This window comes from Chryseomicrobium sp. FSL W7-1435, assembly GCF_038595005.1.
Classification (GTDB): Bacteria; Bacillota; Bacilli; order Bacillales_A; family Planococcaceae; genus Chryseomicrobium.
Map to the genome: position 1 here is coordinate 2,168,917 of NZ_CP151997.1, position 15,361 is coordinate 2,184,277.

Below are 15,361 nucleotides of genomic sequence, written 5' to 3' on the forward strand. Positions count from 1 at the left end.
AAAAAGCTCCTGTCAGTTGACAGGAGCCATATTTATTAGTTTGTTTCGATTAAGCCATACTTCCCATCTTTACGTTTGTAAACGATGTTTGTCCCATTAGACTCTGCATCAGTGAAGATGAAGAAATTGTGACCAAGCATATCCATTTGTAGGATTGCTTCATCTTGATCCATTGGCTTTAAATCAAATGTTTTTGTACGTACGATTGTGTAGTCTTCTTCCGTCCCTTCAGGCTCTGGTGCAGACTCTGTAGCTGCAAAGTAGCTACCTACCCCTTCACGTTCACGGAATTTACGATTTACTTTTGTTTTATGTTTACGAATTTGACGCTCTAATTTATCAACAATTAAATCCACAGCTGCATACATGTCTGTATGGCGCTCCTCTGCACGCAGAGTTAGATTCTTCATTGGGATTGTTACTTCCACTTTTGTTTGTTTGTCGTTGTAAACCTTTAAGTTTACATTCGCTGTGGAATTAAGTTCTTCATTAAAGTAGCGATCAATTTTTTCGATTTTTGTTTCCACATATTCTCGAATTGCAGGAGTTACCTCGATATTTTCTCCACGGATGTTAAAGTTTAGCATGAAAACTCCTCCTTTATAATTGCTATACTACTTATTTCGACATCATCTTTGAGAACTCCTTCTTTCTAAGCAAAGATTCTAAAAAGATGACTTGTGAAGATTGTACACGTTCCACAAAGAATTATCCAATAATTCTGTGGTTTTCAGGCAATTAATTATATGGAGAAAAAAAGACCACCTTACAAGGCGGCCTGTCTAGCGTTGTTTTTTTCATAGGCGACGATTTGTTCTTCGTATAGATAGGTCAGCGAAATCTCGTCCCAACCATTCACCAACATTTTCTTTTGATAAGGATCTATGTCGAACGGATAAATCGCACCATCTTCCCCTAAAATTTCTTGATTAGGCAAATCCACCACTACTCGATAAGCTGCTTTGTGTAAAATTTCTTCTACTTGAGCTACAGGTAATCGTATAGGGAGAATGCCATTTTTCATACAGTTGTTGTAGAAGATATCTGCAAAACTTGGTGCAATGACTACTCGAAAACCATAATCTCCAATCGCCCATGGGGCATGTTCTCGTGACGACCCACAGCCAAAGTTTTCATGCGCCACCAAGATTTTAGAACCTGAATAAAGTGGCTGATTTAAGACAAAATCAGGCTGCTCCGAACCATCTTCTTGAAATCTCCAATGATAAAATAAATACTTTCCAAACCCTGTACGTTCAATACGTTTTAAAAACTCTTTTGAAATGATTTGATCGGTATCGACATTTTTCTTGTCTAAAGGGGTGACGATACTTTTGACAACTTGAATCGGCTCCATATACGTCTCCTCCTTCTAAGCAAAGACTTTCTCGTATTTTCGTACATCTGTCAGGCGGCCCTCAAGTGCAGCTGCTGCAGCCATTGCCGGACTCATTAAGTGGGTACGGGAACCCGTTCCTTGACGCCCCTCAAAATTGCGATTGCTTGTTGAAGCACATCGTTCTCCTGCAGGAACTGTATCATCATTCATGGCAAGGCACATGGAGCATCCAGACTCTCGCCATTCAAAACCTGCCTGTTTAAACACAACATCTAATCCCAAGGCTTCTGCTTGTCGTTTCGTGGATTGAGACCCAGGTACAATTAACGCGCGCACGCCTTTTGCCACCTGTTTACCAGCCACTACTTTTGCTGCTTGCTGAAGATCACTAAGGCGCGCATTCGTGCAAGATCCAATAAAGACATGTTGGATAGGAATGTCTTGCAGAGATTGCCCTTGTTCTAAGCCCATATAGTGAAGGGCTTGCTTAAGAGCCGAACGATCAGATTGAGTTGCATAGTCGTCTGCATATGGGACCTGTTGGGATATGCCCCTACCCATCGCTGGATTTGTGCCCCACGTCACGTAAGGTTCGATTTCAGATGCATTGATTTCACAAACACTATCGTAGGTTGCACCTTCATCAGTTGCTAGAGCTAACCAACTTTGCGCTAATTCATCAAAGTTTTCTTGAGCTACATGACGACGACCTCGCAAGTACTCAATAGTTGTATGATCAGGTGAAACAAGTCCTGCACGCGCTCCTGCTTCAATTGACATATTGCAAATCGTCATACGTTCTTCCATTGAAAGATTGTGAATAGCATCTCCCGTATACTCAATGATATGGCCAGTCCCCATATCGATTCCAAACTTAGCAATAATCGCTAGAATGACATCTTTAGCTGTGACTCCAAATCCTAATTCTCCAGTGACTCGGACTTCCATTGTCTTTGGTTGTGCTTGCCAGAGCGTTTGAGTAGATAATACATGCTCTACTTCGCTCGTTCCAATACCAAATGCTAAAGCACCGAAAGCGCCATGTGTAGACGTATGAGAATCCCCACAAACAATCGTTTTTCCTGGTTGTGTAAGACCCAACTCCGGACCAATAATATGGACAATGCCTTGGTCAGGGTGATCCATATCGGCCAGTGGGATACCAAATTCTAAGCAGTTTTTTTCAAGAGTCGTCATTTGTTTTTTGGCAATTTCATCTTTTACAACTGCTCTATTTAAAGTAGGAACGTTATGATCCATCGTTGCAAAACAGAGATCCGGTCTCCTAACCTTCCGATTGGCTATTCGCAGTCCTTCAAAAGCTTGTGGGGAGGTCACTTCATGTAGCAAATGAAGATCAATGTAGAGTAAATCTGGTTTTCCTTGTTCTCGAACGACTACATGCTGCTCCCAAATTTTCTCGATAATGGTCTTTGCCATGTCATTTCCCTCCTGATTAACCTGAAATATAGGAAAAACAAATACTCTCTGCTACTGACTCGCCATCTAATTCTTCAATGACTTTAGCCGTCCATTGCGACGTGGATAAGAACCTATTTGTTGAAAGGTCTGCCGTGAAATAACCATCCTGTAAGACACGCTCCACTGCATCTTCAATCGCTTTTGCTTCAGCTTTCAAGCCAAATGAATGTTCTAACAGCATGGCTGCTGATAAGATAGCTCCTGCTGGATTTGCTAGTTCTTTCCCGGCAATATCGGGTGCTGATCCATGAATTGGCTCATAAACGCCAAATGAATCCTCTCTTACACTTGCAGAAGGCAACATGCCTAGAGAGCCTGTGATCATAGAAGCTTCATCACTTAAAATATCTCCAAATAAGTTTTCTGTAACGATAACATCAAATGAGGATGGTTCTTTGATCAATTGCATAGCCGCTGCATCGACCAGAATATGGTCAACTGCTACATCTGGATAGCCGACCTTCACTTCTTCTACTATTTCTCTCCACAATTTACTAGAAGCTAATACATTTGCCTTATCAACTGAGGTTAATTTGCCATTTCTAGATCTTGCTAATTGGAAAGCAGCAATTACGATGCGTTCAATTTCTTTTCTGGTATAGACGAGTGTATCCACTGCCGCATCTGCCGTTTTTTTTCGAGGTTCAGAAAAATAAAGGCCACCTGTTAATTCACGGACGATCACAAAGTCCGTCCCCATAATGCGGTTTTGCTTTAATGGCGAGACCTCTGCTAACGCTTCATAAGCTTTAACGGGACGCAAATTAGCATAAAGATTGAAGTGTTTCCGTAAAGCCAGTAACCCTTTTTCAGGACGTTGTTCAGCGGCAACACTATCCCATTGCGGACCACCTACTGAACCTAAAAGAACAGCATCTGCTTGTTGGCAAGCAGCGACAGTAGCATCTGGCAATGGTTCACCAACCTGATCAACTGCTGCTCCACCGATAAGGGCATATTGGAATTCAAATTCATGCTGGAAGCGTTTTGCGATTGTTTTTAACACCTCAACTGCCGCTTGTGTCACTTCCGGACCGATTCCATCTCCAGGCAATACTGTAATTTTCTTTTTCATTGCAATCCCTCCTCGAATTAGACAGTAGCAAGCGTTCTCTGTTTTTGTAAGTGACGATTAATAGCATTTAAATAGGCTTTAGCACTTGCCTCTAAAACATCTTGTGACGCATTTCGACCAATCGTTTCTTGATCCTCAAAACGAACTTTAACGACTGCTTCACCAAGTGCATCTCGACCTTTTGAAACAGAAGTGACTCGATAATCCAGAATACGAACTGTGCCTTGAATGACACGTTCCAATGTCGTAAAGATTGCTTCGACTGATCCAGAACCGGTGTCAGAGACGGTTACTACTTCTCCAGCTGGTGTTGTAACACGAACTGTGGCAGTTGGAATATTGGCAGTACCGTATTGAACTTGGACACTGTTCAATTGATAAACTGGAACATCTTCAGCCGTTATTTGTTGGTCTGTCAAAAGAACAAATAAATCTTCCTCTGTAATCTCTTTTTTACGATCAGCAAGTTCTTTAAATGACACAAATGCCGCTGCATATTTATCATCCGTCAACTCAAAGCCCATCTCTTTTGCTCTAGAAATAAAGGCATGACGACCTGAATGTTTGCCAAGCACTAATTCCGTGACCGCTTCCCCAATCATGGCCGGAGTAATAATTTCATACGTTTGTGGATTTTTCAACATGCCATCTTGGTGAATACCTGATTCATGGGCAAAGGCATTTTTCCCTACAACCGCTTTATTCGGTTGAATGATGACTCCTGTTAACTGACTTACTAGCTGACTAGTTCGCTTAGTTTCTTTTAAAACAATTCCACTCTCCGTTTTGTAGTAGTCTCCTCGAATTTGTAGAGCTACGGCAATTTCTTCAAGCGCTGCATTCCCTGCCCGCTCTCCAATTCCGTTAATCGTTCCCTCAATTTGAGTAGCGCCATTTTCAATCGCTGCCAATGAATTTGCTACGGCCAGCCCCAGGTCATCGTGACAGTGTGCAGACAATTTTACCGTTTCAATGCCGGGAACGGTTTCTTGTAAATACTTAAACAGTGCACCGTATTCAGTCGGTGTAGCATAACCGACTGTATCCGGTATATTAATTGTCGTAGCACCAGCTTTGATAACCTCTGTTATAATCCTAGCCAAAAACTCTTTATTGGACCGCGTTGCATCTTCTGCGGACCATTGCACGAGTGGGAAGTACTTGCGGGCAAGTTTGACCGATTGCACGGCAATTTCGACTACCTGATCAGGTGTTTTCTTCAATTTATATTCCATATGAATCGGTGAAGTGGCAATAAAGGTGTGAAGATGGGGTTGCGCACCGTATTTTAATGCTTCATAGGAAGTAATAATGTCAGATTCTATTGCCCGTGCAAGGCCAGTTACTGTCGTATTTTGAACAGTTTTTGCGATTTGTTTTACAGCTTCAAAATCACCTTGAGAGGATGCAGGAAAACCTGCTTCAATAACTGCGACTCCGTAACGTTCAAGTTGCCGTGCAATTTCTATTTTCTCTGCTGTATTTAAATTGATACCTGCAGACTGTTCACCATCCCGCAATGTTGTGTCAAAAATATCAATTTTGCCCACTAGTCACCACTTCCTTCTGAGGTTGTTGAGAAGCCTGGACAAACGGCATCATTTTGCGTAGTTTAGCGCCAACTTCTTCAATCTGGTGCGTTGTTTCACTCTCTTTAATCCGTGTATAGTTCGGACGGTTTTGTTCATTTTCTTGAATCCATTCTCTTGCAAACTTTCCTTCTTGAATATCTGTTAGGATATCTTTCATACGTTGTTTCGTGTCTCCATCTACTACACGTGGGCCTGACACGAAATCTCCCCATTCAGCTGTATCTGAGATTGAGTAACGCATCCCTGTCATACCGCCCTCATACATCAAATCGACAATCAATTTCAGCTCATGCATCGTTTCAAAATAAGCAAGTTCAGGCTGGTAACCTGCTTCTACAAGTGTTTCAAAACCAGCTTTTACTAGAGCTGTTAGACCACCACACAACACTGCTTGTTCTCCAAATAGATCTGTTTCGGTTTCCTCTTTAAATGTTGTTTCCAGAACCCCAGCTCGTGCACTACCAATTCCCTTGGCATAAGCTAGAGCAAGCTCAGTAGCATGACCCGATGCATCTTGGTGGATAGCTACTAGTGCAGGAACTCCAGCCCCCGCTTCGTACGTTCGTCGTACCAGATGGCCTGGTCCTTTAGGAGCCACTAAAAATACATCGACATCATTCGGAGCAACAATTTGATCAAAATGGACGTTGAAGCCGTGAGCAAATACTAGCGATTTTCCAGCACTTAAATGTGGAGCGATTTCTGCTTCATACACCGCTTTTTGACGTTCATCAGGAAGTAACACCATGATCAGATCTGCTTGTTGAGCAGCCTGTTCTACAGTTGTAACTTGAAGGCCATCTTGCGCCGCCTGATCAAAAGATTTACCTGCTCTTACACCCACTACAACATCAAAGCCACTTTCATGTAGATTGCGTGCGTGAGCATGTCCTTGTGAGCCGTACCCGATTACAGCAATTTTCTTATCTTGAAGCACCTGTTCGTTGATATCTCCGTTATAGTACATTTTTGTCATGTTAGTTCCTCCTAATAGGTTAGTAGTTTCACTGGCACTTGAACTTTCTGGTGTTCGCGAGCAAAAGCAGTAACGCCAGTTCTTGTTAATTCTTTGATTCCATAAGGTTTTACTAAATCTACAAATGCATCAATCTTTTCAGGATTTCCTGTTAATTGATAGGTCACGACAAGCTTTCCTGCATCAATTATTTGAGCTCGAAATGGTTCGATTAATGTAGCAAGTTCTAGCCGTTTAGTAGCTGGTGCTTGTACCTTAATGAGTGCGAGTTCACGAATGACTAATGATTGATCCGTTAAATCTTGAACCTTTAACACATCTACTTGTTTTTGGAGTTGTTTAAGTAGCTGTTCTAATTTTTGAGCGTCTTCAACATGTACAACGAAGGTCATTTTTGAAATGGTAGGTTGTTCCGTATGCCCTACCGTCATACTCTCGATGTTGAATTGCCGTTTCATCATGAGACCAGTTACACGATTTAAAACACCACTTTGATTGGTGACTGTGACAGTAATGATACGTTTCACGATGGCTTCACCCCCACCATTTCATGTAAGGCTTTTCCTGGCGCAACCATTGGCGTGACGGGCTCTTGCTGTTCGATTCGACAGTCAATCAATACGGGTTCATTTGATAGCAAAAGTTCCGGCAGTTGCAGTCTCGCTTGCTCTAAAGTATCAATTCGCACTCCTTGAATATCGTAAGCTGCGGCCAGTTTTACAAAGTCTGGCTGCACTGGCATCAACGACTGTGAATAGCGCTCCTCATAAAAAGCTTTTTGCCACTGGCGAACCATCCCTAGACTTTGATTGTTCAAAATTAGGATTTTTACTGGTATTCTCCTTTCCTGTAAAAGAGAGAGCTCTTGCATAGTCATTTGAAATCCAGCATCCCCTACTACGGCAACAACTCGTTCTTCTGGAAACGCCAATTGGGCACCAATTGCCGCTGGAAAACCAAAGCCCATTGTTCCGAGACCACCCGATGTGATCCATTTATGCGGGTTTTTAAAGCCATAATATTGAGCTGTCCACATTTGATGTTGGCCTACATCCGTGGAGACAATGGCATTTCCCTGAGTAACTTCTTGTAAAATTTCAAGTACTTGTTGAGCCTTCAGCCCATCCTTTTTATAGTGAAGCGGGAATTCTCTCCGGTTTGTCGCTAGTTCCTCAAGCCAAGGAGAAGTGTTTTGCGACTTGTACGTATATCCGTTCAGATTTGTCAGGGCTGCTTTTGCATCTCCTACGATCGGGATAGCTGTTGCGACGTTCTTCCCGATTTCTGCTGGGTCAACGTCTACGTGAGCCACAAGTGCATGAGGTGCAAATTGCTGTAAGTTTCCTGTTAGTCGGTCATCAAAGCGTGCCCCAATATTAATCAATAGATCGCACTCTTGAATCGCCATATTAGCAGTGAACGTTCCATGCATTCCTGCCATCCCTAGATAGTTTGGATGCTCTGAATGAATGGCACCTAAACCTAATAATGTGGAAACTGCCGGAATCCCTGTCAATTCCATAAAGGCTGCTAATTGTTCAGTGCCTTTTGCTGCAAGAACGCCAGCACCGATCAGGAGTAACGGCTTGTTTGCTTGATGAATGGCTTCAACCAATTTTTGAATTTGTAAAAAATTCGGTTCTGTTGTTGGTTGATAACCAGGAAGTGCAATAGGCTTGATAGACCAATCTAATCGTTCTGTAGAACCCGCTGCCAAGTTTTTAGGAATATCAATTAACACAGGACCTTGTCTACCTGTTGTTGCTATGTGAAAGGCTTCTCGAACAATTCGTGGTAAATCCTTAGCATCTTTAACTTGGTAATTGTGCTTCGTGATCGGTTGAGTGATACCAATAATATCGGCTTCTTGAAAGGCATCCGTTCCAATAACGGTGGTGGCCACCTGACCGGTGAAAACAATCAAAGGCAAGGAATCCATCATCGCGTCGGCGATACCTGTAACTAAGTTAGTAGCACCCGGACCTGATGTCGCAATGACTACACCAGGTTTGCCAGTGACTCTTGCATATCCTTCTGCTGCATGAATAGCGCCTTGCTCGTGTCTGGCCAAAACATGGGGAATCGGATTTCGATGAAGTGCATCGTAAATAGGAAGTACAGCTCCTCCTGGATAACCGAAAATCATCTCGACCTGCTGTTCTTGAAGTAATTCAATCAGCACATCTGCTCCGGATAAAGGACTATTTTCAACTACTTGCTGTAACTCAGTTTGCATAACCATTGGTATCACTCCTTTTCTGGGTACAAAAAAAGCCCTATGCAAAAGAACATAGAAGTTCCTTGCATAGGGATGAATTTCACTTCATGGTACCACCCTACTTTACAGCTCTCGCTGCCTCGTGTGCCGATTCGGCAAATGTGATAACGGACATAACCGGAAGGACTTACTGATCAAAGACGTTCATCCTTCGCTCAGAGGGGATGTCGAGATAAGGGGCTATACCGGTTTGCACCACCACCGGCTCTCTGAAATAGTCCTCACTTATTCTTTAACCTCATCAACGCTTTATATTTTCATGACGCCACCTGTACTTGCAGATGTTACAAGCTTTGAGTAGCGTGCTAAATAACCTTTTTTAATTTTCGGTTCAAACTCAGGCAATTGATTCGCCCGTTTTTGTAACACTCGTTCGTCCACATCGTGATGTATCGAACGATTCGGTAAGTCAATGACAATAGTGTCGCCATCTTCTACTAAAGCTATTGGTCCACCCTCAGCAGCTTCTGGTGAAATATGGCCAATCGAGATGCCACGGGAAGCGCCGGAGAAACGCCCATCTGTAATCAACGCTACTTTTGTGCCAAGTCCTCGACCTTGAATAGCTGACGTCGGCCCAAGCATTTCTGGCATTCCAGGGCCACCTTTTGGACCTTCATAGCGGATCACGACAACGTGCCCTTCTTGAACACGTCCGTCATCAATAGCTTGCTGGGCATCTTCTTGAGAATTGAAGACGATTGCTTTGCCTGTAAAGGTCTGAATCGATGGATCAACGGCTCCTACTTTAATGACGCCACCGTCTGGAGCTAAATTCCCGAATAATACGGACAACCCACCAACCGGACTATATGGATTATCTTTTGGTCTAATGACGGCAGGATTCAAAATTTTGGCTTCCTTGACGTTCTCTAAAACTGATTTCCCTGTGATTGTCAATCGGTTGCCGTGTATGCCGCCAGGAATTTCACATAGCTCCTTGATGATAGCTGACAACCCACCAGCTAAGTGAACATCGTGCATCGAGTAATCACTTGCCGGCATGATTTTTGCAAGATAAGGTATACGTTTTGCTACTTCATTTATTTGTTCCATTTGATAAGGAATTTCTGCTTCATGAGCAATCGCGAGCGTATGTAAAACTGTATTAGTGGAACCACCCATCGCCATATCGAGCGCAAATGCATCATCGATTGCCTCTTTCGTGATCAAATCTCGTGGTTTCACATCGTCTTCAATCATACGTAGCAAATGGCCAACTGCTTCTTTAATCAAACGGTGCCTTTCATTAGAAGTTGCTACAATTGTTGCGTTCCCTGGCGGCGTCACTCCTAAAATCTCCATTAAAGAGTTCATAGAATTGGCTGTAAACATTCCCGAACACGAACCACAAGTTGGACAGGCATTCTGTTCAATATCCAGTAACTCTTGTTCAGTCATTTTGCCAGATTTGAATGCCCCGACTCCTTCAAATACAGATGTTAGGGATAAGGGTTTACCGTCTGCTGACTCCCCTGCCTCCATTGGTCCACCTGTTACAAATACAGAAGGCACGTTCGTGCGAACTGCAGCCATCAACATTCCAGGCGTTATCTTGTCACAATTCGGAATGTAAAACACCCCATCAAACCAATGCGCATTGATCACTGTTTCAGCTGAATCGGCAATCAATTCACGACTTGGTAAGGAATATCTCATACCAATATGTCCCATAGCAATCCCATCATCGACACCAATTGTATTAAATTCGAATGGAACACCACCGGCATCCCAAATTGCTTGTTTGACAATTTCCGCGAATTTATTCAAATGCTTATGCCCAGGAATAATATCTATATAAGAATTACAAACGCCAATGAAAGGCTTTTGTAGATCTTTTGTTTTAACACCGGTCGCATAAAGTAAACTGCGATGTGGAGCTCTATCAATTCCTTTTTTTATCATGTCACTTCGCATTTTCATCACCATCTTTTTTGTAATATCCTGCAATATGAAATATATTGCAATAAGCATACAATCCGCAAAGTGCCGTGTCAACGCTATTTTTATAAATTATCAGTCTTTTATGAAAGTTGTGACATTATGCAATCGCTTACAATGCCGATAGCACTGAGTTTCATTATTTCTAAACTTTTTTTGATAACGTCTCGGCTAAGCAGACGCCATGAACCTCTCTCACACCATTCTCCTTTAAAAGAAGGGCAGCTTGATGCAATGTCATTCCCGTTGTGTAAATATCATCAACAAGAACAATACGTGAAGGAATTTTTTCGGTACCTGTCCACGAAAAGGGATTAGATGAATGGAGACGTTGATAAAGTGTGCGTTGAGACTGCTTTATTGGAGTTGTTTTTTCAAGTAAATGTACTATATGTTGGGGAACTAGCAGAGCTTCTACAGGTGAAAATGTTTTATCATTCTCGCTCCCATTAAATATTGGCACAGGGACACACGGATAAAAGTGTCGAAAATGGCCTGAAAAAACTTGGTGTAAAGCGTAATCACCTAACTTTTTATAGCGATGAAAATACTGTTTCATCCACTCGTCATAGATGAACATGCAGGTTAGAGAGTCCAATGCGTTTTCAAAGGGTGTCTGGTAAAAATAACTTCGTTCGGAGTTTCCGTTCGTGGGAATAAATTTTTCTCGACACTCCCTACAAATTACATCTCCTTTACCAAAAACTAATTGATTCCAAGTTCTCGTAGTAAACGGTGTCGAACAAAGTAAACAGATCATAGCTGGTTCAGCTCCTCAATTGTCCGTTTCGCTTGAATCATGTCATCCGTAATCCCGCGGTGAAAAAACACAACATCTCCAGTTGGAAATTCAGAAGATCTACCTGCACGGCCTGCGATTTGAATGAGTGCCTGCTTAGTAAAAATAGGCTGTTCTGAACCAATTACGCCAATTTGTAAGTTAGGAATGGTGATGCCCCTTTCCAGAATAGTCGTCGTTAAAAGACAGTTAATTTCACCATCCCTCAGCTGTTGCACATATTCTTTGCGTAATGGATGCTCTGAGTGAACCCGTTCACTATTTCCCGGGAAATCGCTCAACATACGAACTGTGGGAAAAAACAGCAAATATGGTCGATTTGACACTTCATTTTCATGCATCCATAGTTCGATGGCTTTTGGTATTGTCCCCTGATTTAATTGTCGTTGGTAGCGAAGTATTTTGGTGAAACGTGGGACTGGTAAAGGATAGCCATGAAAACGTCTGGCAATCAAAGTTTCACGATCGACGGTTAGTGACCGGTTTGGAGTAGCAGAGATATAGTGGATAACTCCAGTGGGTTTTAATGCGCGTTTTACGGCTCGTACCAAAGATTTATTTGCACTATAAGGAAAGGCATCTGCTTCATCAATAATTACAGTGTCAAACGCTTGAAAATAGCGGTAAAGTTGATGCGTTGTCGCGAGTGTAATTGTTCCTAGACCTATCGGCTTTTCTGACCCACCGTATAAAACGTCTATCCGACAATTTGCAAATGCCTGCTGAAACCTAGGAGCCAATTCTAGAATGACATCCGTCCTCGGACAAGCGACAGCAATACGATGTCCCTTTGTTAACAAGGTCTCGATTGCACCAAACATGATTTCTGTTTTACCGGCTCCACATACTGCATTGACAAGGTGACTTTTATTCACTTCTATGCTTTCAACCCATTCGTTTACGGCTTGTTGTTGTAAGTGTGAATAGTTTCCTCGCCAAACAAATGACGGGGTTTCAGATAGAGGAGAAATCTCTCCTAGCCAGAAAAGTAATTCTGTACAGCTAGAGATCTTCCCCATTTGAATGCAGTTTCTACAGTAAGTACAATGTTTGTGACACTTTAAGCAGTAATGAGCAGCAAAATGATGTAGGTCTGAAGTTTGGCAACGATTGCACTGAAATTTTTTAGTGAAAGATTTAGTATATAGGGAGTTCCTTTGTCGACTAATGCCGGGGAGTAGTTGTAGAAGGTTTTGTTGAATAAGAGTAGAGATTGTAGTTTGTGGAAGTTGAATAGCATGTCTCTCATGGATTTTGCCTTGAAGTTGTTGGTGAACGTTCATGTTTTCCTCCTTTACGCCAAAAGAAGGTCCTCTCTCTCGTTTATCATAGCCACCGTGCACAAAAAAATCCAGTCACAAGATGACTGGATTTTGAACTGATATAGTTATTCATTTTAATTAATCTCTGATGAAGTAAACGCTTGTGACAACCCAGTTGCCTTCCTCTTTAGCAAACACAGTGACTTGTCTACCTGTACTGGTTGCTTTACCACCTGTGGAATTTTGCTCTAGATCTATAGTTATCGATGAAAAAACTTGAGCTTCTTGCTCATTGTAGTCAATAATCGTTACGTCTTCTGCTGAACGCGCCGTGTCGTACTGTTCAAATGTATCTTTTACAAATTGGAGTTCCGTCTCATAACTAAAGCCTTTAGGTTCTTTAGAAATTACAGACATATAGGAATCTATGTCCTCATTGTTGAAGGATTCAATATACGTGGAAAAAGCTGCGAGAATAGCTTCCTGTTCTGATACAGGAACATTGGCTGCTTCCTCAATCTTGCCACCATCCATTTCAAATCCAACTTCTGCAACTTCTTCTGACTCTTTGTTTTCACTTGCAGCATGGGTCTCTACCTGACTAGAACCTTGGGGCACTAAATCGCTTGCAGAGCCAGTGTTGATGCTCTCTTCAGATGAGGAGCAAGCAGCTAATACTACTAAAGAAATTATAGTTATGATACCTAATAGAATTCGTCTCAAATTTCATTCCTCCTGCTAGACGTATTTTGTCATAGTTTGTTGTAAGAATCAAACAGAAAATCCTACTGACAAAAAACTGTCACTTTTCACATTTTTCGTTCTCTAGTCCTGACGTGAGGGAGATCAAAAAGTTGCATAAGAAAAAGCACCTCTGTTATAGAGATGCTTAAGTCATTTATCGAACTTCTACCCAACCATTTTTGATAGCTGTGACAACGGCTTGCGTACGATCGTTTACATTCATTTTTTGAAGAATGCTGGATACATGGTTTTTGACTGTTTTTTCTGAGATGAAAAGTGTCTCACCAATAGTACGGTTACTTTGTCCATCTGTTAGAAGTTGAAGTACTTCACACTCACGCTTCGTTAATAGATGGAAGGGACGTCGAATATCCGTTTGATGGAAGTTCCCTTTATTTTCACGCTCACTTAAGCGTTTAAATTCATTGACTAAGTTTTTTGTTACTTTCGGGTGCAAGTAGTTTCCACCCTTGTCGACTACTTTGATTCCTTGGACAATAGCATTTGCGTCCATTTCCTTTAACATGTAGCCTGAAGCACCTGTCTTTAATGCTGTCGACACGAATGATTCATCATCATGAATAGATAGCATAATTACTTTTGCTTCCGGATATTGAGCAATCAGTTCTCCTGTTGCCTCGATACCGCTTTTATTTGGCATATTAATATCCATTAAGATAATGTCGGGGCGGTAATTTTCATAAAGACGAACTGCATCTGTACCATCGTCGCCTTCTGCTACTACCTCAAAAGTTTCTTCAAAGTCTAAAATTCGTTTTACTCCCTCGCGGAATAATTGGTGATCATCTATAATTATAATTTTCGTCATATGAATATCCTCCTATACAAACGATACGGTTATCATTCTTATTCCTCATTTTCTTCAAAGGTAAACGTTTTTCCTGCTTTTGCAGCTTCTTTTACAAAAGATTATGTTTACAAGTATAATGAGACGATCTAATTCATTCAATTGTTCCCCTATCCAACTTTCTGCACAAGTTAAATAAGTGAATGATTTTATAGTTACCTGATAAACCTGTCCTTTATCTAGTTTTCAACTCCTAGTTGGAAGGTGCATACCTGTATCTCAAGTTACTCTATTTCAAGACCTGACAGAAACCATTATAGCACTAATTTCCCAAGTGGATATTAAAATTATGTTACAGAACGATTTCATTTTACCGAAGGAGTAGGCAATGAATACAAATTATTATACAATCAAAAAGCCGTCCGTTTCAGAAACCATTATTCAAAAATCACGATTTATCTGCCATTTAAAACGGACAGATTCTGAACAACAAGCACAAGAATTTATTAATGAGGTTCGTTCCCAGCACAAATCAGCTAACCATAATTGTTTTGCCTACGTCATTGGGGAAAATAACGCTATTCAAAAAGCAGCTGATGATGGGGAACCTAGTGGCACGGCAGGCGTTCCTATGCTAGAAGTATTAAAAAAACAAGATCTCAGAAATGTGACAGCAGTAGTCACACGGTATTTTGGTGGCATCAAACTTGGTGGTGGTGGATTGATTCGAGCGTACGGCAGCTCAGTATCAGATGCATTGCGTCAAGTTGGCATCGTCCATCGAGTCCGCCATTGTCTTTATAAAGTAGGAATCGACTACCACCTGCTAGGGAAAGTAGAGAATGAATTGCGTCAAAATGTTTATATTCTCGATGAAATCAGGTATACAGATAAAGTAGAACTAATGGTATATGTAAATGAAACAGATACCACCACATTTGAACAATGGATCATTTCATTGACAAGTGCCACAGCTTCTATAGATAAAGGAGCTGTCTCTTTTATTGAAACTGATGTATAAACTTAAAATTTACTACATGTCACGGATAGATAATTGAAGGGCTA

Annotated in this window: 14 protein-coding genes and 1 other annotated feature; of the genes, 1 reads left to right on the forward strand and 13 read right to left on the reverse strand. The window is 41.6% G+C overall.

Annotated features, from left to right (window positions below):
- Positions 1-35: 35 nt before the first annotated feature.
- The 13 genes from raiA to MKY84_RS11025 form a co-directional block, all read right to left on the reverse strand.
- A complete protein-coding gene (gene raiA / locus MKY84_RS10965; protein ID WP_342526040.1) occupies positions 36-587 on the reverse strand; it encodes a ribosome-associated translation inhibitor RaiA in 552 nt (183 codons plus the stop codon).
- Positions 588-766: 179 nt separating this feature from the next.
- Positions 767-1,357, reverse strand: coding sequence for a 3-isopropylmalate dehydratase small subunit (gene leuD / locus MKY84_RS10970; protein WP_342526041.1), 591 nt, complete (start codon positions 1,355-1,357; stop codon positions 767-769).
- A gap of 15 nt (positions 1,358-1,372) precedes the next feature.
- The gene (gene leuC, locus MKY84_RS10975; protein WP_342526042.1) at positions 1,373-2,779 is read right to left on the reverse strand and encodes a 3-isopropylmalate dehydratase large subunit; all 1,407 of its coding nucleotides are present in this window, start codon (positions 2,777-2,779) and stop codon (positions 1,373-1,375) included.
- A 16-nt stretch (positions 2,780-2,795) separates the two neighbouring features.
- Positions 2,796-3,896 carry a 3-isopropylmalate dehydrogenase gene (gene leuB, locus MKY84_RS10980; protein ID WP_342526043.1) on the reverse strand — a complete coding sequence of 367 codons (1,101 nt, stop codon included), beginning with the start codon at positions 3,894-3,896 and terminating at the stop codon, positions 2,796-2,798.
- A gap of 17 nt (positions 3,897-3,913) precedes the next feature.
- Positions 3,914-5,446: a 2-isopropylmalate synthase gene (locus tag MKY84_RS10985; RefSeq protein WP_342526044.1), complete on the reverse strand. Its 1,533-nt coding sequence runs from the start codon at positions 5,444-5,446 to the stop codon at positions 3,914-3,916.
- Positions 5,433-6,464: a ketol-acid reductoisomerase gene (gene ilvC, locus MKY84_RS10990; protein ID WP_342526045.1), complete on the reverse strand. Its 1,032-nt coding sequence runs from the start codon at positions 6,462-6,464 to the stop codon at positions 5,433-5,435. The genes MKY84_RS10985 and ilvC overlap by 14 nt, the downstream gene beginning before the upstream one ends.
- A gap of 11 nt (positions 6,465-6,475) precedes the next feature.
- Complete coding sequence (gene ilvN, locus MKY84_RS10995; RefSeq protein WP_342526046.1) at positions 6,476-6,991, reverse strand: acetolactate synthase small subunit; 516 nt, start codon at positions 6,989-6,991, stop codon at positions 6,476-6,478.
- A complete protein-coding gene (gene ilvB / locus MKY84_RS11000) occupies positions 6,988-8,706 on the reverse strand; it encodes a biosynthetic-type acetolactate synthase large subunit (protein WP_342526047.1) in 1,719 nt (572 codons plus the stop codon). The genes ilvN and ilvB overlap by 4 nt, the downstream gene beginning before the upstream one ends.
- Before the next feature lie 62 nt (positions 8,707-8,768).
- Positions 8,769-8,996: a binding site (T-box leader), on the reverse strand.
- Complete coding sequence (gene ilvD, locus MKY84_RS11005) at positions 8,992-10,659, reverse strand: dihydroxy-acid dehydratase (protein ID WP_342528888.1); 1,668 nt, start codon at positions 10,657-10,659, stop codon at positions 8,992-8,994. It overlaps the preceding feature by 5 nt.
- 169 nt (positions 10,660-10,828) lie before the next feature.
- A complete protein-coding gene (locus MKY84_RS11010) occupies positions 10,829-11,242 on the reverse strand; it encodes a phosphoribosyltransferase family protein (protein ID WP_342526048.1) in 414 nt (137 codons plus the stop codon).
- A gap of 197 nt (positions 11,243-11,439) precedes the next feature.
- Complete coding sequence (locus tag MKY84_RS11015; protein ID WP_342526049.1) at positions 11,440-12,501, reverse strand: DEAD/DEAH box helicase family protein; 1,062 nt, start codon at positions 12,499-12,501, stop codon at positions 11,440-11,442.
- A gap of 381 nt (positions 12,502-12,882) precedes the next feature.
- Positions 12,883-13,467 carry a nuclear transport factor 2 family protein gene (locus MKY84_RS11020; protein ID WP_342526050.1) on the reverse strand — a complete coding sequence of 195 codons (585 nt, stop codon included), beginning with the start codon at positions 13,465-13,467 and terminating at the stop codon, positions 12,883-12,885.
- Positions 13,468-13,642: 175 nt separating this feature from the next.
- Complete coding sequence (locus tag MKY84_RS11025; RefSeq protein ID WP_342526051.1) at positions 13,643-14,317, reverse strand: response regulator transcription factor; 675 nt, start codon at positions 14,315-14,317, stop codon at positions 13,643-13,645.
- A gap of 367 nt (positions 14,318-14,684) precedes the next feature.
- On the opposite strand from MKY84_RS11025, the gene MKY84_RS11030 reads away from it, so the two are divergent.
- Positions 14,685-15,317: a YigZ family protein gene (locus MKY84_RS11030; protein WP_342526052.1), complete on the forward strand. Its 633-nt coding sequence runs from the start codon at positions 14,685-14,687 to the stop codon at positions 15,315-15,317.
- The last annotated feature ends 44 nt before the right edge of the window (positions 15,318-15,361 follow it).

Excerpts from the sequence above, each read along its gene's own strand:
- raiA (WP_342526040.1), bottom strand. The coding sequence starts at position 587 with ATGCTAAACTTTAACATCCGTGGAGAAAATATCGAGGTAACTCCTGCA.
- leuD (WP_342526041.1), bottom strand. The coding sequence starts at position 1,357 with ATGGAGCCGATTCAAGTTGTCAAAAGTATCGTCACCCCTTTAGACAAG.
- leuC (WP_342526042.1), bottom strand. The coding sequence starts at position 2,779 with ATGGCAAAGACCATTATCGAGAAAATTTGGGAGCAGCATGTAGTCGTT.
- leuB (WP_342526043.1), bottom strand. The coding sequence starts at position 3,896 with ATGAAAAAGAAAATTACAGTATTGCCTGGAGATGGAATCGGTCCGGAA.
- ilvC (WP_342526045.1), bottom strand. The coding sequence starts at position 6,464 with ATGACAAAAATGTACTATAACGGAGATATCAACGAACAGGTGCTTCAA.
- ilvB (WP_342526047.1), bottom strand. The coding sequence starts at position 8,706 with ATGGTTATGCAAACTGAGTTACAGCAAGTAGTTGAAAATAGTCCTTTA.
- ilvD (WP_342528888.1), bottom strand. The coding sequence starts at position 10,659 with ATGCGAAGTGACATGATAAAAAAAGGAATTGATAGAGCTCCACATCGC.
- MKY84_RS11010 (WP_342526048.1), bottom strand. The coding sequence starts at position 11,242 with ATGAAACAGTATTTTCATCGCTATAAAAAGTTAGGTGATTACGCTTTA.
- MKY84_RS11015 (WP_342526049.1), bottom strand. The coding sequence starts at position 12,501 with ATGGGGAAGATCTCTAGCTGTACAGAATTACTTTTCTGGCTAGGAGAG.
- MKY84_RS11025 (WP_342526051.1), bottom strand. The coding sequence starts at position 14,317 with ATGACGAAAATTATAATTATAGATGATCACCAATTATTCCGCGAGGGA.
- MKY84_RS11030 (WP_342526052.1), top strand. The coding sequence starts at position 14,685 with ATGAATACAAATTATTATACAATCAAAAAGCCGTCCGTTTCAGAAACC.